The 21,075-nt window shown below is 54.0% G+C and carries 18 protein-coding genes and 1 pseudogene; 18 read left to right on the plus strand and 1 reads right to left on the minus strand.

Annotated elements, in window-relative coordinates; translation table 11 throughout:
- Window positions 1-161: 161 nt before the first annotated feature.
- The 13 genes from GYMC52_RS06135 to GYMC52_RS06195 all read left to right on the plus strand — a co-directional run bounded on the left by GYMC52_RS06135 (window position 162) and on the right by GYMC52_RS06195 (window position 14,931).
- Window positions 162-1,832 (plus strand): ribonuclease J, encoded by a 1,671-nt coding sequence (locus GYMC52_RS06135; RefSeq protein ID WP_013523423.1) that lies wholly within the window; start codon window positions 162-164, stop codon window positions 1,830-1,832.
- Between the two features lie 117 nt (window positions 1,833-1,949).
- Window positions 1,950-2,690: a ClpP family protease gene (locus tag GYMC52_RS06140; RefSeq protein WP_013523424.1), complete on the plus strand. Its 741-nt coding sequence runs from the start codon at window positions 1,950-1,952 to the stop codon at window positions 2,688-2,690.
- A complete protein-coding gene (locus tag GYMC52_RS06145; protein WP_013145716.1) occupies window positions 2,687-2,911 on the plus strand; it encodes a YlzJ-like family protein in 225 nt (74 codons plus the stop codon). Before GYMC52_RS06140 ends, GYMC52_RS06145 begins: the two co-directional genes overlap by 4 nt.
- 108 nt (window positions 2,912-3,019) lie before the next feature.
- The gene (locus tag GYMC52_RS06150; RefSeq protein WP_013523425.1) at window positions 3,020-5,350 is read left to right on the plus strand and encodes a DNA translocase FtsK; all 2,331 of its coding nucleotides are present in this window, start codon (window positions 3,020-3,022) and stop codon (window positions 5,348-5,350) included.
- Window positions 5,351-5,559: 209 nt separating this feature from the next.
- Entirely contained in the window at window positions 5,560-6,291 is a 732-nt protein-coding gene (locus GYMC52_RS06155; RefSeq protein ID WP_013145714.1) for a GntR family transcriptional regulator, read from the plus strand.
- A gap of 87 nt (window positions 6,292-6,378) precedes the next feature.
- The gene (locus GYMC52_RS06160) at window positions 6,379-7,470 is read left to right on the plus strand and encodes a BMP family lipoprotein (RefSeq protein ID WP_013523426.1); all 1,092 of its coding nucleotides are present in this window, start codon (window positions 6,379-6,381) and stop codon (window positions 7,468-7,470) included.
- Between the two features lie 127 nt (window positions 7,471-7,597).
- Window positions 7,598-9,124, plus strand: coding sequence for an ABC transporter ATP-binding protein (locus GYMC52_RS06165; protein WP_013523427.1), 1,527 nt, complete (start codon window positions 7,598-7,600; stop codon window positions 9,122-9,124).
- The gene (locus GYMC52_RS06170) at window positions 9,124-10,170 is read left to right on the plus strand and encodes an ABC transporter permease (protein ID WP_013145711.1); all 1,047 of its coding nucleotides are present in this window, start codon (window positions 9,124-9,126) and stop codon (window positions 10,168-10,170) included. Before GYMC52_RS06165 ends, GYMC52_RS06170 begins: the two co-directional genes overlap by 1 nt.
- Window positions 10,171-11,130, plus strand: coding sequence for an ABC transporter permease (locus GYMC52_RS06175; RefSeq protein WP_011230786.1), 960 nt, complete (start codon window positions 10,171-10,173; stop codon window positions 11,128-11,130).
- 153 nt (window positions 11,131-11,283) lie between these two features.
- Window positions 11,284-12,579 carry an EF-P 5-aminopentanol modification-associated protein YfmF gene (gene yfmF, locus GYMC52_RS06180; RefSeq protein WP_013145710.1) on the plus strand — a complete coding sequence of 432 codons (1,296 nt, stop codon included), beginning with the start codon at window positions 11,284-11,286 and terminating at the stop codon, window positions 12,577-12,579.
- Window positions 12,560-13,849, plus strand: coding sequence for an EF-P 5-aminopentanol modification-associated protein YfmH (gene yfmH, locus GYMC52_RS06185; protein ID WP_013145709.1), 1,290 nt, complete (start codon window positions 12,560-12,562; stop codon window positions 13,847-13,849). The genes yfmF and yfmH overlap by 20 nt, the downstream gene beginning before the upstream one ends.
- 54 nt (window positions 13,850-13,903) lie before the next feature.
- On the plus strand, window positions 13,904-14,620 hold the full coding sequence (ymfI, locus tag GYMC52_RS06190; RefSeq protein ID WP_013145708.1) for an elongation factor P 5-aminopentanone reductase: 717 nt from the start codon (window positions 13,904-13,906) through the stop codon (window positions 14,618-14,620).
- 62 nt (window positions 14,621-14,682) lie between these two features.
- A complete protein-coding gene (locus GYMC52_RS06195) occupies window positions 14,683-14,931 on the plus strand; it encodes a DUF3243 domain-containing protein (protein ID WP_011230790.1) in 249 nt (82 codons plus the stop codon).
- 428 nt (window positions 14,932-15,359) lie between these two features.
- Here GYMC52_RS06195 and GYMC52_RS06200 read toward each other — a convergent pair whose 3' ends face one another.
- A complete protein-coding gene (locus tag GYMC52_RS06200) occupies window positions 15,360-16,640 on the minus strand; it encodes an IS110 family transposase (RefSeq protein ID WP_012820465.1) in 1,281 nt (426 codons plus the stop codon).
- 193 nt (window positions 16,641-16,833) lie between these two features.
- On the opposite strand from GYMC52_RS06200, the gene GYMC52_RS06205 reads away from it, so the two are divergent.
- The 5 genes and pseudogenes from GYMC52_RS06205 to GYMC52_RS06225 form a co-directional block, all read left to right on the plus strand.
- Entirely contained in the window at window positions 16,834-17,625 is a 792-nt protein-coding gene (locus GYMC52_RS06205; protein WP_011230791.1) for a DUF3388 domain-containing protein, read from the plus strand.
- 27 nt (window positions 17,626-17,652) lie between these two features.
- Complete coding sequence (locus GYMC52_RS06210; protein WP_013145707.1) at window positions 17,653-18,546, plus strand: helix-turn-helix domain-containing protein; 894 nt, start codon at window positions 17,653-17,655, stop codon at window positions 18,544-18,546.
- Between the two features lie 80 nt (window positions 18,547-18,626).
- Window positions 18,627-19,205 carry a CDP-diacylglycerol--glycerol-3-phosphate 3-phosphatidyltransferase gene (gene pgsA, locus GYMC52_RS06215; protein WP_011230793.1) on the plus strand — a complete coding sequence of 193 codons (579 nt, stop codon included), beginning with the start codon at window positions 18,627-18,629 and terminating at the stop codon, window positions 19,203-19,205.
- Window positions 19,206-19,231: 26 nt separating this feature from the next.
- On the plus strand, window positions 19,232-20,476 hold the full coding sequence (locus tag GYMC52_RS06220; protein ID WP_013523429.1) for a competence/damage-inducible protein A: 1,245 nt from the start codon (window positions 19,232-19,234) through the stop codon (window positions 20,474-20,476).
- A gap of 178 nt (window positions 20,477-20,654) precedes the next feature.
- Window positions 20,655-21,023, plus strand: a pseudogene (locus GYMC52_RS06225) (ATPase domain-containing protein); the annotation flags it as partial.
- Window positions 21,024-21,075 lie beyond the last annotated feature (52 nt).

A 21,075-nucleotide genomic window follows, 5' to 3' on the forward strand; every position in this document is an offset into this window, starting at 1 on the left:
GATTCCCCAACGCTTTGCTTGCGCGTTGGGGCCTTTTTTTGCCTTGGCTGTGAAATCCATTGGCTCGTGAATGAACCATCTTGTGTTTTTCAGCATCGATTCGTTATAATAAAAGCAAGTGACTTTGAGCGGGTTAGCATCACAATTGGGAGGACGCAGCCTTGAAATCGAAAATAAAGCCGGTAGAGAAAATACGCATTTTTGCCCTTGGGGGAGTCGGAGAAATCGGCAAAAACATGTATGTTGTCGAATTGGACGAGGACATTTTTGTCATCGACGCCGGGGTGATGTTTCCGGAAGACGAAATGCTCGGCATCGACAAAGTGATCCCGGACATCACATATTTGATTGAACGGCAGCATCGCATTCAGGCAATTTTTCTCACCCACGGGCACGAGGAGCATATGGGGGCGATCGCCTACGTGCTCAAGCAGCTGTCTGTGCCGGTATACGGAACGAAGCTGACGCTCGGGTTGGCGGAGGCGCTGTTAAAAGAACAAGGGGTGTCGGGCGCAAAGCTCAATGAAGTTCATCCGGATGAGGAGCTCGTGTTTGACAAGGCGAAAGTGACGTTTTTCCGCACGATCCACAGCATCCCCGATTCGATCGGCATCAGTCTGCATACATCGCAAGGTGCGATCGTGTACACGAGTGATTTTAAATTTGACCAAACCCCGTACGGCAACAACCGCACCGACTTAGGGAAAATGGCGCAAATCGGCGAAGAAGGGGTGCTGTGTCTTTTGTCGGACAGCACAAACGCCGAACGCCCCGGCTACAGCGGCTCCGATACGGTAGTCGCCTATGAGATCGCTGACGTGATCGGCCATGCGAAAGGGCGTGTGTTTGTTGCCTGCTACGCTTCCAACATCACCCGCATCCAGCAAGTGCTGTACGCCGCCCACCAATCCGGGCGTAAAGTGGCAGTCATCGGCAAAACGCTGCATAAAGTAATGGACATCGCCGTGCGCCTTGGCTATTTGCACGTTCCAGACAAGGTGACGATTTCTGCGCACGATATCGATCGCTACAATGACCGCGAGCTCGTCATTTTGACAACCGGCGGGCATGGCGAGCCGATGAGCGCGCTTTGGCGCATGGCGCGTCAAGCGAACAAACAAGTGAACATCAAAGAAGGGGATACCGTCATCGTCGCCGCATCCGTCATGCCGGGCTATGAGCTTGGGTTCGCGAAAACGATCGACGCCTTGTATCGGGCCGGCGCCAACGTGATTTACCGCGACCGGCAAGTGCACGTATCTGGGCACGGTTGCCAAGAAGAATTAAAGTTGATGCTCAATTTAATGAAGCCAAAATACTTTATTCCGGTGCATGGGGAATATCGGATGCAAAAAGCGCACGCCCGGTTGGCGAAGGCGGTCGGCATCTCGGAGGAGCGGACGTTTTTAATCGACAAAGGCGAAGTGATCGAGTTCCGCGGCGGTGCCGCCCGCCCCGGCGGCAAAGTGCCGTACGGCAACATTTTAATTGATGGCCTCGGCATTGGCGATGTCGGCAACATTGTGTTGCGTGACCGCCGCTTATTGTCCCAGGACGGCATTTTGATCGCCGTCGTCACGCTGAATAAAGAAGCGAAAACGATCGCCGCCGGCCCGGAAATCATTTCGCGGGGGTTCGTCTACATGCGCGAGTCTGAGACACTGCTTGAGGAAGCAGAGAAAATGGTGGCGGCAATCATCGAGCGCTGCCTTGAATCGTACATGCTTGAATGGTCGTCGTTGAAAGCGAACATCCGTGAAGCGTTAAGCCAGTTTTTATTTGAAAAAACGAAGCGCAGACCAATGATTTTGCCTATTATTATGGAAGTATAATGCAATCATGCTCAAAGTCAACCGGAAAATGCTGGAAACGGTCAGCCGTTGCCGGCATTTTTCTTTTTTCTTTCGGCCATACTAAGCGTATGATCGACAAGAAAGGAGACGAAATGGATGGAGAAGGAACGTTATTTTCAAGCGGAAACCGAGGGCGAACAGCCGGAAACAAAGGCCGAGGAAGCGACTGCGGCCATCACCCAGCTTGGGCAGACGAACGTCCCGCAAATGGATCCCGATACGAACATTCATTGTTTGACGATCGTCGGACAGATTGAAGGGCATATTCAGCTGCCTCCGCAAAATAAGGCGACGAAATACGAGCACGTCATTCCACAGATTGTGGCCATCGAGCAAAACCCGAAAATTGAAGGGCTGCTCGTCATTTTAAATACGGTCGGCGGCGATGTGGAAGCAGGGCTCGCCATTGCCGAAATGCTCGCCTCGCTCTCGAAACCGACTGTTTCCGTTGTGCTTGGCGGCGGCCATTCGATCGGCGTGCCGATCGCTGTGTCGTGCAACTATTCGTTCATCACCGAGACGGCGACGATGACGATTCATCCGATCCGTTTGACGGGTCTTGTCATCGGCGTGCCGCAGACGTTTGAGTACTTGGATAAAATGCAGGAGCGCGTCGTCCGCTTCGTGACGAAACATTCGAAGATCAGCGAGGAAAAGTTTAAAGAGCTCATGTTTTCCAAAGGCAATTTGACGCGCGACATCGGCACGAACGTCGTTGGGCCTGACGCCGTCCGGTACGGGCTCATCGATGAAGTCGGGGGCGTGTCCCAAGCGATGGTGAAGCTGCGCGAGCTGATCGCGATGAGGAAAAACGGGGAAGGGAAGATGATCCAATGATTTTGTATACGATCATGCCCGAACATTTGATTTTTCCGGTCGATGCCGCTGTTTATGAGAAGCGGAAAATGGTGTATTACGATGGCATTCCGTTTCTCGTCCAATCTGTAGAAACGGGAGAATATGAAATCGTGCAAAACTTAAGCACCAATCCGTTCCATTTTTTAAACGCCAAATATGCGCCTGGGGCGCGATTTCCGGCTTCTCTGGCAACATCGTAATGAATTGTTCAGCCGTTCATGATATAATAGTAAACAAACGGAAAAAAGCAGCCATTGTTGGCTGCTTTTTTCCGGCTTGCCAATTCATTCATGCTGGAGTGAACGATCATGGCGAAACGAAAGCGAAGAAGAAAAGGGAAGCCGTCAAAAACACAGCCATGGACGGAAACAATCCGCTTTGAATTGATCGGACTTGGCTTGCTCGCGGTCGCTGTCGTTGCGATGGCCCGCCTCGGGCTTGTCGGGGAGACGCTCGTGCTTGTGGGCCGCTTTTTTTTCGGCGAATGGTACATGCTATTAGTAGGCGGACTTTTCATATTATCGCTCATCGTCATGTGGCGGCGGGAGTGGCCGTCATGGACGGGCCGCCCGTTTGTCGGCGCTTCGTCCATCGCCGCGGCGCTTCTGCTTTTGAGCCATGACAAGCTGTTTGAACTCATGTCGCGGCGCGGCGAGCTTGATCCGAGCATCATTCGGACGACGTGGGGGCTGTTTTGGAACGAAGCAAGCGGCAAGGCGGCCGATGTGGATTTAGGGGGCGGAATGGTCGGCGCCCTGTTATTTGCCGCCAGCTACCAGCTGTTCGATTCGCCCGGGACGAAATGGATTTGTTTCCTTCTGTTCATCGTCGGCTTTGTCGTGCTGACCGGGAAATCGCTGCGCGAGACGGCCGGCAAATGGGTTGCTTTTGCCGCAGCGTTTGTGCGAAAAGAATGGTTGGCGTTTGTCGAAGATATAAAGCAATGGCGGGCGGGGAGGAAGCGCAAGGAAAGCGGCGGCCGAAGCCGACGCTCGCGGCGGGCGGCCGCAAAGCGGGAAGACGAGCCGGCTGAAGCAAGCAGCGTCGAGCCGGATGAGGAATTGCTTTCCCCGCCGCCGATCATTTCCGATTTTGCCGCGGTCCGGTCGGCCGCTGAGCCGGAAGAAGAGAAGAATCCACTGGTGGAAGGCGACAGTGGGGGGGAGGAGGACAAACCGGCGCCGCCGCTTGCGTTTTCCGAGCATGAAAACACCAATTACGACCTGCCGCCGCTTGATTTGCTTCGCCTGCCGAAGCCGGCCGGGCAATCGGCCGATCATGCGAACATTTACGCCAACGCGCGAAAACTGGAGAAAACGTTCCAAAGCTTCGGCGTCAAGGCGAAAGTGACGCAAGTGCACCTCGGTCCGGCGGTGACGAAATATGAAGTGTATCCGGACGTCGGGGTGAAAGTGAGCAAAATTGTCAGCTTAAGCGACGATTTGGCGCTCGCTTTGGCGGCGAAAGACATCCGCATTGAAGCACCGATCCCCGGCAAGTCCGCGATCGGCATCGAAGTGCCAAATGAAGAGATCGCCACTGTTTCGCTGCGCGAAGTGCTGGAAGCCATTGAGCATACACGGGACAAGGCGAAGCTTTTGATTCCGCTTGGGCGCGACATCTCCGGTGAAGTCGTCGCTGCGGAACTAAACAAAATGCCGCATTTGTTGATCGCCGGCGCGACCGGCAGCGGCAAAAGCGTCTGCATCAACGGCATTATCGTCAGCCTGCTCATGCGCACGAAGCCGCATGAGGTGAAGCTGATGATGATCGATCCGAAAATGGTGGAGTTAAGTGTGTACAACGGTGTTCCTCATTTGTTGACACCGGTCGTCACCGACGCGAAAAAAGCGGCCCAGGCGCTGAAAAAAGTCGTCCAAGAAATGGAGCGGCGCTACGAGCTGTTCTCGCATACCGGCACGCGCAACATTGAAGGATATAACGAGCATATCCGCCACCATAACGAAACGGCGTCGGAACAGCAGCCGCTTTTGCCATACATCGTCGTGATCATCGACGAATTGGCCGACTTGATGATGGTGGCTTCCTCGGATGTGGAAGAGGCGATCACCCGTTTGGCGCAAATGGCGCGCGCCGCTGGCATCCATTTGATCATCGCCACCCAGCGCCCGTCGGTGGACGTCATCACCGGCGTCATCAAAGCGAACATTCCGTCGCGCATCGCCTTCAGTGTATCATCGCAAATCGACTCGCGCACCATTTTGGATATGGGCGGGGCGGAAAAACTGCTCGGCCGCGGCGATATGCTGTTTTTGCCGATGGGGGCCTCAAAACCAGTGCGCGTCCAAGGGGCGTTTGTCTCCGACCAAGAGGTGGAAGAAGTCGTTCGGTTTGTCATCGGACAGCAGCAGGCGCAATATTATGAGGAGATGTTCGTCGAAGACAGCGAACCCTCTTCCTCAGCTCTTGAAGACGAGTTGTACGATGAGGCGGTCCGTCTTGTCGTTGAAATGCAAAGCGCCTCCGTCTCGATGCTGCAACGCCGCTTCCGCATCGGTTACAATCGCGCCGCTCGGCTCATTGATGCCATGGAGGAGCGCGGCGTCGTCGGCCCGTATGAAGGAAGCAAGCCGCGCGCCGTTCTTTGGTCGAAGGAAGATTTAAAAAAGACATCATAAATGGGAAAAAGGGCGGGCGAAAAAAGCCTGCCCGCTCAATCATACATCTTATTGGAAGCGTTGCCAATCCTATTTCTTTTTCTTCGACAAAATTTGATATCACCTATTTATTTGCCCAGTAAAAAATGATATAGTAATCTCAAAAAGGTTATATGTCTAATGTCAGAGGTCTGATCTCAACGGAAATGCGTAACACGGAGGACGTTGTCATGTCAATCAAATCAGACAGCCGCCACCTTTACTTGCAAGTGATTGATCGCATCAAGCGCGATATTGAAACGGGAGTGTACAAAGAAAAGCAAAAACTGCCGTCCGAGTTTGAACTCGCCAAACAGCTTGGCGTCAGCCGGGCGACATTGAGGGAAGCGCTGCGGGTGCTTGAAGAAGAAAACATTATCATCCGCCGCCACGGCGTCGGAACGTTTGTCAACGCCCGTCCGCTGTTTACGTCCGGCATCGAGCAGCTCTCAAGCGTCACGGATATGATTCGTCAAGCGGGGCGCAAGCCAGGAACGATTTTTTTGTCTTCCTCCATCCAACAGCCGACGGAAGACGATATGCGCCGCTTCCAATGCCGGCCGGACGAGAATTTGTTGCTCATCGAGCGGGTGCGCACCGCCGATGGGGAGCCGGTCGTTTATTGCTTGGATAAAATTTTATGCAAATATTTGCCGAAGGGCATCTCCTATGAACATGAGTCGCTGTTTGAAAACTTGCACAACCAAACGCATCGCGACATCGCCTATGCGGTCGCGCGCATCGTGCCGCTTGGCTATCATGAAAAAGTGTCGCCGATTTTGCAATGCGACCCGGAAACGGCGCTGCTTGTGCTCAAGCAAATGCATTTCGATAAAAACGATGAGCCGATTTTTTATTCCGTCAACTACTTCCGCTCCGACAAGTTCAGCTTCCATGTCATGCGGAAGCGGTTCAGCTTTTAAGGGGGGTGAAAAGGGTACATAGAAAGAAGCCGGAAGTTTCATACTAAATATAAAGGAACCAATTTTCAAAGCAGGGGGTAGTGATGGATGAAAAAGCGAATGGGATTGGTGTTGTCCGTCCTGTTTGCCGCCGGCACGCTGCTTAGCGCCTGCGGACAAGCCGGCAACAATGCGGGAGGCGGCAATCAGAAAGATACGTTCAGTGTCGCCATGGTCACCGACGTCGGCGGCATTGACGACAAATCGTTCAACCAGTCGGCTTGGGAAGGGCTGCAAAAGTTCGGCAAAGACAACGGGCTTGAAAAAGGCCGCGGCGGCTACGACTATTTGCAGTCATCGAGCGACGCTGACTATGCCACGAACTTAAACAAGCTTGTGCGCAGCGACTTTGACTTGATTTTCGGCATCGGGTATTTGATGGGCGACGCGGTGAAAGAAGTCGCGAAGCAAAACCCGAAAAAACATTTCGCCATCGTCGACACTGTTGTTGACGAGCCAAATGTCGCCAGCATCACGTTCAAGGAGCATGAAGGCTCGTTCCTTGTCGGTGTTGTCGCCGGGCTAATGACGAAAACGAATAAAATCGGCTTTGTCGGTGGGATGGAGATTCCGTTGATCGAAAAATTCGAAAGCGGATTCCGCGCCGGCGTGAAAGCGGTCAATCCGAAGGCGACTGTGGAAGTGCAATACGCCGGGGCGTTCGACCAAGCGGATAAAGGGAAAGCGATCGCCTCGAGCATGTACGCGTCTGGCATCGACATCATCTACCATGCAGCTGGAGCGACTGGGAACGGCGTCTTCTCGGAAGCGAAAGATTTGAAGAAGAAAGATCCGAACCGCGAAATTTGGGTCATCGGTGTTGACAAAGACCAAGCGCCGGAGGGAGAAGTGAAAGTCGGCGGCAAAACGTACAACGTAACGCTCACTTCGATGGTGAAGCGCGTCGACGTCGCTGTCTATGACACGGCGAAACGGGCGAAAGAGGGCGACTTCCCGGGCGGCAAAACGATTGAGTACGGGTTGCCGGAAAATGGGGTTGGCATTGCCCCGACGCAAGACAACATTCCGGAGAACGTGTTAAAAACAGTTGACGAATGGAAGCAAAAAATCATCAAAGGCGAAGTGAAAGTTCCGACAAACCGGAAAGAGTACGAGCAATTCGCTGCGACGATCAAGTGACGAACAACGGCGAAGAAGGCTAGTGCGCGCCGCTAGCCTTCTTCAAAATCATGAAATGAAGGGCGGCTGTTTCGCTGTCGCCTTTCATTTTGTGATTTTGACCTTGCTTGAGTAAGGAGTGAATCGCTTGGAATACGTGATTGAAATGCTCAATATCCGCAAGGTGTTTGGCACGTTTGTCGCCAATGACAACATTACGCTGCAAGTGAAAAAGGGGGAGATACACGCTCTGCTTGGCGAAAACGGGGCCGGCAAATCGACGCTCATGAACGTGCTGTTCGGTTTATACCAGCCGGACGGCGGCAAAATCCGCGTGAAAGGAAAGCCGGTGCGCATCACCGACCCGAACGTCGCCAATGATCTTGGCATCGGCATGGTGCATCAGCACTTTATGCTCGTCGATACGTTCACCGTGACGGAAAACATCATCTTAGGCAGCGAGCCGACGCGGGCCGGAACGATCGATATGAAGCGGGCGGAGCGGGAAGTGCGCGAATTGTCGGAACGATATGGACTCGCGGTCGATCCGACAGCGAAGATCGCCGACATTTCCGTCGGCATGCAGCAGCGCGTGGAAATTTTAAAGACGCTTTACCGCGGCGCCGATATTTTGATTTTTGACGAACCGACAGCGGTGTTGACGCCGCAGGAAATTCGCGAGCTCATGCAAATTATGCGCACGCTCGTCCGCGAAGGAAAATCCATCATTTTAATTACGCACAAACTCAAAGAAATTATGGAAGTGTGCGACCGCGTCACCGTCATCCGCCGCGGCAAAGGAATTGCGACGCTCAATGTGGCGGAGACGAATCCGAACGAACTGGCGGCGCTCATGGTCGGCCGCGAGGTGCAGTTTACGACCGCTAAGAAACCGGCTGAGCCGGGAAAACCGGTGTTGGAAATTAAAGACTTAGTCGTCAAGGACGCGCGCGGGATCAAAGCGGTCAACGGTTTGAACTTGACGGTGCACGCCGGCGAGATCGTCGGCATTGCTGGAGTCGACGGCAACGGCCAGACCGAGCTCATTGAAGCCATAACCGGCTTGATCAAAGCTGAATCAGGGACAATCCGCCTCAACGGCCGAGACATTACGAATTTGCCGCCGCGCAAAATCATCGAAGCCGGCGTCGGCCATATTCCGCAAGATCGGCATAAGCACGGGCTTGTCCTTGACTTTCCGATCGGCGAAAACATGGTGCTGCAAACGTACTATCAGCCGCCGTACTCGAAGCGGGGTCTGTTGAATTTTCAAGCCATTTACGAAAAAGCGCGCCAGCTCATCCGCGAATTTGACGTGCGCACGCCGGATGAATATACGAAGGCGCGGGCGCTATCGGGCGGAAACCAGCAAAAAGCGATCATCGGCCGTGAAGTCGACCGCGACCCGGACTTGTTGATCGCCGCCCAGCCGACGAGGGGGCTTGATGTTGGAGCGATCGAATTTATTCATAAGCGGCTCATTGAACAGCGAGACCGCGGGAAAGCGGTGCTGCTCGTCTCGTTTGAGCTTGACGAAGTGATGAACGTCAGCGACCGGATCGCTGTCATTTATGAAGGAAACATCGTCGCCATCGTTGATCCGAAAGAAACAACCGAACAGGAGCTCGGGCTGTTGATGGCTGGAAGCAAACGGAAGGAAGCAGGTGTGTCGTGATGAAGTCGAATCGTCTCCAGCAATTTTTGATACCATTGTTGGCCGTTCTTCTTGGCATGATCGCCGGTTCGATCGTGATGCTTGCAAGCGGCTACAACCCGATCGCCGGCTTTGGCGCTCTCGTGTACGGGGCGTTTGGCGATACGTACTATATCGGCGAAACGATCCGCCAGACGACGCCATACATTTTAACGGGCTTGGCGGTGGCGTTTGCCTTTCGCACCGGCTTGTTTAACATCGGGGTTGAAGGGCAGCTGATCGTCGGCTGGCTCGCTGCCGTCTGGGTCGGGGTGTCCTTTGATTTGCCCAAAATCATCCATTTGCCGCTTGCCTTGTTGGCCGCCGCGTTGGCCGGGGCGCTATGGGGCTTGATTCCGGGTGTGCTGAAGGCGTATTTAAAAGTGCACGAAGTCATTATTACGATCATGATGAACTATATTGCTTTGCATGTAACGAACGCCATCATCCGTTCCGTTTTGTCTGATGAGGGATTTAAATCAAAGCCGGTGAAAGAAAGCGCATCGCTTCACTCCGACTTTTTTGATGCCATTACGCATCATTCCACCATGCATTACGGCATTTTCATCGCTGTCGCCGCCGCATTTGTCATGTGGTTTTTGCTTGAGCGGACGACGAAAGGGTTTGAGCTGCGGGCGGTCGGTTTCAATCAGCACGCGTCACAGTACGCGGGCATGAATGTGCGCGCCAACATCATTTTAGCGATGGTCATCTCCGGCGCTTTTGCCGGCGTCGCCGGGGCGATGGAGGGGCTTGGCACATTTGGAAACATCTCGACGAAAGCCGGCTTTACCGGCCTTGGATTTGATGGCATCGCGGTTGCCTTGATCGGAGGAAACAACGCGTTTGGCATTTTGCTCTCCGCCTTGTTGTTTGGCGCCTTAAAAGTCGGGGCGTTGGAAATGCCGTCAAGCGCCGGCGTGCCGACCGAACTCGTCGATATTATTATCGCGCTCATCATTTTCTTTGTTGCATCCAGCTACATGATCCGCTGGCTGTTATCTCGTTGGCAAAAGGGGGCGGAGTAAGTGAGCGTGTATGACGTCTTGCAAACGATTGTCCCGACAACGATTTTCTTTGCGGCTCCTCTCATTTTCACCGCCCTTGGCGGCGTGTTTAGCGAACGGTCCGGCGTCGTCAACATCGGGCTTGAAGGATTGATGACCATCGGCGCGTTTGTCGGCATCGTCTTTAATTTGACGTTTGCCGATCGGTTTGGCGAATGGACGCCGTGGCTTGCCTTATTGGCTGCCATGGTGGTCGGCGCTGTATTTTCCCTGCTGCACGCTGTCGCATCGGTCACATTTCGCGCCGACCAAGTCGTAAGCGGGGTGGCGATCAACTTTTTGGCGCTTGGTCTGTCGCTGTTTTTAGTGAAGAAAATGTACGGCAAGGGGCAGACGGACCAAATTCAAGTTGGGTTTGACAAAATTGACGTGCCAGTGTTAAGCGACATTCCCGTCATCGGGCCGCTGTTGTTTTCCAACGCGTACGCGCCGTCGTATATCGCCATTGCGCTGGCGTTTGTATCATGGTATGTCATTTACAAAACGCCGTTTGGCCTGCGGCTGCGTGCGGTCGGCGAACATCCGATGGCGGCGGATACGATGGGGATTCATGTCGCCAAAATGCGCTACATCGCTGTCATGATCAGCGGCGCGCTCGGCGGCTTGGGCGGTGCGGTATACGCGACGATCATTTCCCGCGATTTCAGCCATGCGACGATTTCCGGGCACGGATTTATGGCGCTTGCGGCGATGATTTTCGGCAAGTGGCATCCGATCGGCGCGATGGGGGCGGCGCTCTTTTTCGGGTTGGCGCAAAGCTTAAGCATCGTCGGGCAAACGATTCCGTTCTTGAAAAACGTCCCGACCGTTTACTTGCTCATCGCCCCGTATGCACTCACGATTTTGGCGCTGGCGGGCTTCATCGGCCGCGCTGAGGCGCCGAAAGCGGCTGGCACGCCATACATCAAAGGAAAACGGTGATGAAAGCGGCTGTCCGAAAAATGGACGGCCGTTTTTGCTGAATGGAATGATTTGCATTTTTCCATTGGCAAAAGGTATATTGTTGATAAGACGCTTTACAATAAATGAAAGATAGTGCATATCTGCAAAGAGAAAAAGTAAGGAGGAGTTGGATTGGTCGACGAAAAAGTCACAGCGGTCGGACCGGTTCGCGTCCATACGATTTCGACCGATAAGTACAAAACGAACACGATCGTTTGGAAAATGAAGGCCCCTCTTGCTAAAGAGACGGTCACGCTGCGCGCGCTTTTGCCATACGTCTTGCAAAGCGGCACGGCCGACTATCCGAGCGTTAAGGCGCTGCGCACCTATTTGGATGAACTGTATGGGGCGACGCTGAACGTCGATTTAACGAAAAAAGGCGAACATCATATCATGACGATTCGCATCGATGTCGCCAATGAACGATTTTTGCCGGAGCAAACGCCGCTTCTTGCGAAAGCGTTTCAGTTCTTGGCCGATCTTCTGTTCCGCCCGGCGCTTGATGGCGGCCGGTTTGTCACTGACATTGTTGAGCAGGAAAAGCGGGCGCTCCGTCAACGCATTCAGGCGGTGTATGATGACAAAATGCGCTATGCGAACATGCGCCTTGTAGAAGAAATGTGCAAAGGCGAACCGTACGCCCTCTCTCCAAACGGCGAGCTTGAAGACGTGGACGGCATCACGGCGGAAGGGCTGTATCGCTATTATGAACGAGCGCTGGCCGAGGATGAGCTGGATCTATATGTCATTGGCGACGTGGCTGAAGAGGCGGTGCTCAATGCGGTGAAGCAGCGTTTTTCTCTGCCGGATCGTCCAAAGCGGGAGCGCGCATCGTCGGTTTCTGTCAAGCCGCAAGGGGAAGTTCGCGAAGTCATCGAGCGGCAAGACGTGAAGCAAGGAAAGCTCAACATCGGCTATCGGACAAATGTGACGTATGAAGATGACGATTATTACGCCTTGCAAATGTTTAACGGCATTTTTGGCGGTTTTTCCCATTCGAAGCTGTTCATCAACGTCCGCGAGAAGGCAAGCCTTGCCTATTATGCCGCCTCAAGGCTTGAGAGCCATAAAGGGCTTTTGATGGTCATGTCCGGCATTGAACCGGCCAACTATGAGAAGGCGCGCCGCATCATCGATGAGCAAATGCAGGCGATGAAAAACGGCGATTTCACAGATGAAGAAATGGCGCAGACGAAAGCGGTCATCCGCAACCAGCTGCTTGAGACGCTCGATACGCCGCGCGGGCTTGTGGAGGTGTTGTACCATAACGTCGTCTCAACGCGAAAGCGCCCGATCGATGAATGGATTGCCGGCACCGATCAAGTGACGCGCGAGGATGTGGTGCGCGTCGCTGACAAGGTGGAGCTTGATACGGTGTACTTTTTGACCGGAATGGAGGCGACGGAAGATGGAAAAACGGGTGTATGAGACGCTGCACGAAGAGCTGTTTTATGAAAAAATGGACAACGGCCTTGACGTGTACATTTTGCCGAAAAAAGGATTCAACAAAACGTATGCGACATTCACCACGAACTACGGTTCGGTCGACAACCAGTTCGTCCCGCTCGGTAAAACGGAGATGAAGCGCGTTCCGGACGGCATCGCCCATTTTTTGGAGCATAAGCTGTTTGAAAAAGAAGACGGCGACGTGTTTCAGCAGTTCAGCAAACAAGGCGCCTCGGCGAACGCCTTTACGACGTTCACCCGCACCGCCTATTTGTTCTCAAGCACCGACAACGTCGAGAAAAACTTGGAAACGTTGATCGATTTTGTGCAAAGCCCGTACTTTTCCGACAAGACAGTGGAAAAAGAAAAAGGGATCATCGGCCAGGAAATTCGGATGTACGACGACAACCCAGACTGGCGCGTCTATTTCGGCGCCATCGAAAGCATGTATCACAACCATCCGGTCAAAATCGACATCGCCGGCACAGTTGAATCGATCGCCCAAATTACGAAAGAGTTGCTGTATGAGTGCTACGAAACGTTTTACCACCCGAGCAACATGCTTTTGTTTGTCGTCGGCCCGGTCGATGAACAAAAAATCATGCAGCAAATCCGCGACAACCAGGCGAAAAAGTCGTTCCCGCAAGCCCCGGAAGTGAAGCGGTTTGCATATGAAGAACCGAGCGCAGTAGCGGAAAAGAAAAAAGTGATTCCGATGCATGTGCAGACGAACAAGTGCTTTGTCGGCATCAAAGCGCCGTCCGTTCCTGAAGCCGGCGAACAAAAACTTCGGCATGAGCTTGCCTTCCACGTCGCATTGGACTATTTGTTTGGAAAAAGCTCGCCGCATTATGAACGGCTGTACCGCGAAGGATTGATCGATGATACATTTATGTACGATTATACAGAAGAGCGCGGGTTCGGCTTCGCGTTGATCGGCGGCGATACAAGGGACGCTGAACGGCTCGCTTCGGAAATTCAAACGGTGCTGCTGTCGTTTTCGTCGGAAGCAGTCAAAAAGGAAGAGTTTGAACGGGTGAAAAAGAAAAAAATCGGCGCCTTTTTGCGCGCGCTCAACTCGCCGGAATACATCGCCAACCAGTTTACGCGCTACGCGTTTTACGGATCCAACTTGTTTGACATTTTGCCGGCGCTTTCATCCCTTGCCATGGACGATATCGCGGCGGTTGCCTCTTCTTGCTTCCGCGATTCGCAAATCGCGGTTTGCGAAGTCGTTCCAAAAGGGCAATAAGGCATCCTTCCTGAGAAGGATGCTTTTTTGCGGCAAAAAGGAGAGGATGGTTTCATGCGCTACGCCTTGATTACGGGAGCCTCTGGAGGCATCGGACAAAGCATCGCCCGTGTGCTCGCTCGGGAGGGGTACGGACTTTTTCTCCATTACTATCGGCGACGGGCGCCTGTTGAAGCGCTGAAAGAAGAGCTTAACGATGTGCATATTGTGCCGATTGAGGCCGATTTGTCGGCACCGGATGGGGTGGAAAAGCTCGTTTCGCAAATCGATCGCCCGGTTGATGCCATCGTTTACAACAGCGGTGCAAGCTATTACGGATTGTTGACCGACATGAACGATGAATTAATCGAGCGGATGGTGCGGCTTCACATGACAAGCCCGGCGTTGCTCATCAAAAGGCTGATCCCATCAATGGTGGCGAGAAAGCGCGGTCATATTGTGTTCATTTCCTCGATTTGGGGATTGTGCGGCGCTTCGTGCGAGGCGGTGTACTCGATGACAAAGGGAGGGCAGAACGCGTTTGCCAAGGCGCTGGCCAAGGAGCTTGCCCCAAGCGGCATTCGCGTCAACGCTGTTGCACCGGGGGCGATTGATACCGATATGCTGCGGGTGTTTCGTCCTGAGGAGCTGGAAGCGCTCACTGACGAAATTCCAGCCGGCCGGCTCGGCACCCCGGATGAGGTGGCGGAAACGGTGGCGTTTTTGCTGTCTGATGCCGCTTCGTATATCACCGGCCAAGTCATTTCCGTCAACGGCGGCTGGTATTGTTGAACGTATATTTTCCGGTTCGGCAGGCAAACTATCCTTGAAACATTCAACAAGGAGGGATTGACATGTCGGTACTGGATAACTTTGAACAATGGAAAGACTTTTTGGCGGAACGTTTAGAACAAGCGCAACAGCAAGGATTGACTCAGCAAGTGATCACAGATGTCGCTTACCAAATCGGGGATTATTTGGCGAAACACGTCGACCCGAAAAACCCGGAAGAACGGGTGCTCGCTGATCTTTGGAGCGTTGCGGATGAAAAAGAGCAGCACGCCCTTGCCAACATGATGGTCAAGCTGGTCCAACAAAAATAATCACCCGGTAAAAGAGAGGGGCCTCCCTCTCTTTTTTCTTCCTCCCTCTAGAAATGTTGATTTATCAAGGCTTTTCGGCCCCTCAGGGGTGTCCAAAAAATATTTTTCGACAAAATCCCTTACATCCTTTTTCAGTTTTGTGGATATCTTACAGACCTAGGGTGCGCTTCGCGGCCACGGCTGGGGATATTTTCCTTCCGTGGGGAGAAGCGTATTCGATGCACCCTTTGGATCTCCGCGTCGCTGATGAGGACGAACCCTCCCATGTCTCCGGGCGTCTTGGCGCCAACATTCCCTCGTTCGGTCTCGTCATCAGGCGGAGGCCGGCCAAGCTCCTTTGGGGACTCAAGGTCGAATGGATAAAATCACGCCAGCTTCTCCGGTGTCATCCTGTTGTCCAACGATTCTTCCGTTCGCAGGGGGAGGCCTTAGGCCGCCCGTTGCACCTGGGACAAGACGTCCTGTTTCATTCGCTCCGCGTCAAAGGCTTGTTTCTTCGTACAAATCGCAAACAGCACATTCAACAGCTTCCGGCATAATGCGACGATGGACTGCTTTCCGGTCAGCGGATTGACGGGGCGGGTCGTGTAATAGTCATGCAGCTCGCGAAACGCCTCGTTGTGCCGGATCAGCGGAATCATCGCCCGAAACAGCACCGATCGCAGCCGTTTCCGTCCCCGTTTGGAGATGTGCTTTTGCCCTTTGCGCTGGCCGGAGGAGTTCTCTTTGAGCGTCAGGCCCGCCAACTTCACCAATTGACGCGGGTCCCGATAGTGGGCGAAGCTGCCGATCTCCGCCAGCAGATCGATGATCGTGGCGTCTCCCAACCCGTCGACCGTTTTCAGCCATTGATACTCCATCGTCGTTTGAACCAACGCCTTCAACTCGGCGTCCAACGCGGCGATCTCAGCCTCCAATTGGCGGTATCGGCGGACGAGCGCGGCGATTTCAAACCGGGCCATCGTCGTCCCTTCCGTCACCCCAATCGAGTCCTTCGCGGCGTCGATCAACGCCTGAATTTTGGCCTTCTGCGGGCATTTCAGCCCTTCGCTTTGCCGGTACACCTCGATGAGCTCCTCGGCGGATCGGCTGGCCATATCGGCCGGAAGCGGCGTCCACTCCAGCACCGAAAGCGCCGTTTTCCCCAGGTCGCGAAACACCGTCCAAAACTCTGGAAAGTATCGGTCGGTCCAGCGGACGATCGCGTTTTTCACCGCCGTCTGTTCCTTGCGGAGCTTCTCTTTGAGCGTGCTCCCGACGCGCAAATCGGCTTCGATCTCGTGCAGCAGCCGGGGGACGAGGAATCGTCCGTCTTTCGCCAGTCTGGCGATGACTAGGGCGTCTTTGGCGTCATGTTTCGTCGGCAGGTTGTCATCGAGTTCTTTCGACCGGCACACATGCGCCGGGTTGACCATGACCAACGGGATCCCGTGCTCCTCGAGGAAGTAGGCCAGGTTCAACCAGTAGTGCCCGGTCGGCTCCACCGCGACGATCACCTGCGGCTTTCCGAACGCTTGCATCGCCTCCTGAATCGCTTCATACAGCTGGCGAAAGCCCTCTTTCGACTGGAAGATCGGGAACGATTTGCGAAGCACACGCCCCCGGTCATCCACGAAGCAGGCGTAGTGGGTTCGTTTCGCGATATCGATGCCCACGACAAGCGTTTGTTCGGTGACTTGATTGATTTTCTGATTTTGTGTACAATTCATTTGAAGTCCTCCTTGGTATGGTGAGTGATGTGTTTGACACCCCTGCATCATACCAAGAGGGCTTTTTTTGATCAAGTCCCCGGAAAAGCTCCTAACGGGAATGCTCCTTTTCGGTTGCTTTTCCATTTATAATTATAGTAGTATGAACTTAGCATAAGGCGTTCGTGCGGACACCGGCAAGGGAGGAGACGGGATGGGCAAGCAGGAATGGTATTTGGAATATGAAATTCATGTCAACCGCCCGGGGTTGCTCGGCGACGTTGCTTCGCTGCTCGGTATGTTGTCCATTAACATCGTGACGATCAACGGTGTCCGGGATTCGCGCCGCGGCATGTTGCTTTTGTGCGACAATAACGAGCAAATTGAACGGTTGGCGACGATCTTGCGGACGATGGACAACATTACGGTGACGAAGCTGCGCCAGCCGAAGCTGCTCGACCGCCTCGCCGTCCGCCACGGCCGTTATATCCAGCGCGATGCCGATGACAAAAAAACGTTCCGCTTCGTCCGTGATGAACTTGGACTGCTTGTCGATTTTATGGCGGAACTTTTTAAAGAAAAAGGGCATAAGCTAATCGGCATCCGCGGGATGCCGCGCGTCGGCAAGACAGAATCGATCGTCGCCGCCAGCGTGTGCGCCAACAAACGATGGCTGTTTGTTTCATCGACGCTGATTAAACAGACGGTTCGCACGCAGTTGATGGAAGATGAGTATAGCGAGGACAACATTTTCATTATCGACGGCATCGTCTCAACGCGCCGCGGGAACGAGCAGCACTGGCAGCTCATCCGTGAGCTCATGCGCCTTGAGGCGACGAAAGTCGTCGAGCATCCGGACATGTTTGTTCGCCATACGGAATACACGCTCGATGATTTTGATTATATTATTGAGCTGCGCCATGAACCGGACGAAGATATTTCCTACGAAGCGATTGACCGCCCGTCATTGTTGGGCGATGACGGGTTTTCCGAATTTGGGTTTTAATTTAAAAAAAGTGGAAGGTGTTGGCCGTTGACGGAACTAGGAAAACGTTTGCGGGAAGCACGGGAAGAAAAAAAGATGAGTTTGGACGAGCTGCAGGAGATGACGAAAATTCAAAAGCGGTATTTGATCGGCATCGAAGAAGGCAACTATGCCATCATGCCTGGAAATTTTTATGTGCGTGCCTTCATCCGGCAATATGCTGAAGCGGTCGGACTTGATCCGGATGAGCTGTTTGAACAGTATAAACAGGACATTCCCCAGTCTTATCAAGATGACATTCCGCAGACGCTGTCGCGCGTGAAGACGCGCCAGCAACTGTCTGCCGAGGGGGCGAAATGGCTCGATTGGCTGCCGAAAGTGATTGTCGCGGCGGTCGTCATCGGGGCGGCTGTCCTCGTTTGGGTGCTGCTCCAGCACGGCGCCGCAAATGAGCCGCCGACAAAGACAAGCCCAAAAACAGCGGAGGTCGAAAAGCCGAAACATTCGCCGCTTGAGCAGGCGAAACAAAAGCAGCCGGCGAAGGAAACGGACGAGAAGGCAACGAATGAAAACGGACAGCAAAATGAACAGCCAGCGCCGACTGGCGAAGAAGAACAGCCGGGTGCGGCGATGAATGTGACGGAAAAGCGCGGCAACACGGCGACGATTGAAGTCGCCAGCTCCGGCGCGTTTTCCATCGAGCTTTCATCCAAAGGAACGTCATGGGTCGAAGTATACAATACGAAAGGCCATACGTTTTACCGCGGAAACTTGACAAGCGGGCAGACGAAAACGTTCGATCTGTCGGCCGAAAGCGAAGTATGGGTGAAAATCGGGCGTACGCTGGACGTCGACATGAAGGTAAACGGCCAGCCGTTTGCCTATCCGTTTGCCCCGAAAGAGGAAGTATACCAAAAGCTGCATTTCGTGTTGAAGAAATGATGGAACAGGGCGCTTTTCCGCAGGAAGGCGCCTGCTTTTCGCACGGACTGAACTATGTTGAATGAGCGGAGGTATTTGTGGTGAACTTGCCGAATAAAATTACGGTAGCGCGCATTATGCTCATCCCGTTTTTCTTGATCGTGATGCTCGTTCCGTTCGGGTGGGGAAGCATCCAAATCGGCGGGACAGAGCTTCCGGTGGCCCATCTTGCCGGCGCGCTCATTTTCATCATCGCCTCAGCGACGGACTGGATCGATGGCTACTATGCCCGCAAATACGGGTTGGTGACGAATTTAGGAAAATTTTTAGATCCGCTTGCCGATAAATTGCTTGTGTCGGCGGCGCTTATCGTGCTTGTCGAGCTCGGGGCCGTTCCGGCGTGGATGGTGATTGTCATCATCAGCCGCGAGTTTGCCGTCACCGGCTTGCGGCTCGTGCTTGCCGGCGAGGGGGAAGTCGTCGCTGCCAACATGCTTGGCAAAATCAAGACATGGACGCAAATTGTCGCCATTTCCGCTTTATTGTTACATAACTTCCCTTTCTCGCTCATTTCGTTTCCGTTCGCTGAATTGGCGCTGTGGGTGGCGGTCATTTTCACGATTTGGTCTGGCTGGGATTATTTTGCGAAAAACAGACATGCGTTTTCCCATTCGAAATAGCCGGCCGCAAAGGGGGAGAAAGTCTGTTGAACGCGGAGATCATTGCCGTTGGCTCCGAGCTGTTGCTTGGGCAAATCGCCAATACGAACGCCCAGTTTTTGTCGCAGCAGCTGGCGATGCTTGGCATTAACGTCTATTTCCATACCGTCGTCGGCGACAACGCCGGCCGCCTCGAACAGGCGGTGAAAACGGCGCAAACGAGAGCGAACCTCATCATTTTCACCGGCGGCCTCGGCCCGACGAAAGACGATTTAACGAAGGAGACGATCGCCCGTTTGCTTGGCCGCCGGCTCGTGATCGACGAGGAAGCGCTCCGAGCGATTGAGGTGTATTTTGCCCGCACAAACCGGCCGATGACAGAAAACAATAAAAAGCAGGCGCTCGTCTTGGAAGGATCGACGGTGCTGAAAAACGAGCACGGCATGGCGCCAGGGATGGCGCTTGTGGCAGACGGCATTACGTACATGCTGCTGCCCGGGCCGCCGAAAGAAATGCGGCCGATGTTCAAAAAATACGGAAACGCCTTTTTGCGCCGTACGTTTTCGCTTTCCGAGCGCATCGAGTCGCGCGTGCTCCGCTTTTTTGGCATCGGTGAATCAGCGCTCGAGACGGCGATTGCGGATTTGATCGACGCCCAGTCGAATCCGACGATCGCGCCGCTGGCCGGCGACGGTGAAGTGACGCTTCGTCTGACAGCGAAGCATCAGGATGAGGCGGAGGCGAAGCGGCTTCTTGACGAAGTGGAAGCGGCCATTTTGGCGCGCGTCGGCCGCCACTGCTACGGATATAACGATGAAACGTTGTTTACAAAGACGCTCGAGCGGTTAAAAGAAAGAGGATGGACGATCGCGTCGGCCGAAAGTTTGACCGGCGGCCTTTTCCTCGAACAGCTCACCGCCATCCCCGGCGCGTCGCAAGTCGTGCAGGGCGGTGTCGTCTGCTACACAAACGGCGTCAAAGAACAGGTGCTTGGCATACCGCGCCCGCTGCTTGAGGCAGAAGGGGCGGTGAGCGAGCCGTGCGCCCGTTTGCTTGCTGAAAACGTCCGCGCGATGTGCGATGCGGATATCGGCATCAGCTTCACCGGCGTCGCCGGACCCGATCCGCTTGAGGGCCACCCGCCCGGCACCGTGTATATCGGCATCGCCGTCCGCGGGCGCGATGCGACTGTCCACCGTCTGACGCTGTCCGGCACGCGTGATGCCATTCGCATCCGCACCGCCAAATACGGCTGTTTTTTTCTGCTTGAGATGCTCGCGGCCGACTGCTGATCGGCCGCCCCCTTCCTTCTCCATTCTCCACCGCACATCGTTTTTTCCACCGCATGAGTATGGCGATTGTTGCTAGTTTCTCCACCGAAAAAAACGAATGGACGTTCGTTTTTTGCTTGGCAATGGCCGCAAAACGCGGTATAGTATAAGTAGTCCTAGAATAAGGAGGAGTAGGTTAGTGAACCAAGATCGTCAAGCTGCATTGGAGCAGGCATTAAAACAAATTGAACGACAGTTTGGCAAGGGGGCCATCATGAAGCTCGGCGAGCAAGTCGACCGCAAAGTGTCGGTCGTGCCGAGCGGTTCGCTGGCGCTCGACATCGCGTTAGGCGTCGGCGGCTATCCGCGCGGGCGGATTGTGGAAATTTACGGCCCGGAATCGTCCGGGAAAACGACCGTTGCCCTTCACGCGATCGCTGAAGTGCAAAAGCGGGGCGGGCAAGCAGCTTTCATCGACGCAGAGCATGCGCTCGATCCGATTTACGCACAAAAATTAGGGGTCAATATCGATGAATTGCTGCTTTCCCAGCCTGACACGGGCGAGCAAGGTGCGTCACGTTTCCGTATAAGTGCGTAGGCACGAAAGCGGAGTCCGATGG

This window comes from Geobacillus sp. Y412MC52, from assembly GCF_000174795.2.
In the GTDB taxonomy this organism is placed as follows: domain Bacteria; phylum Bacillota; class Bacilli; order Bacillales; family Anoxybacillaceae; genus Geobacillus; species Geobacillus thermoleovorans.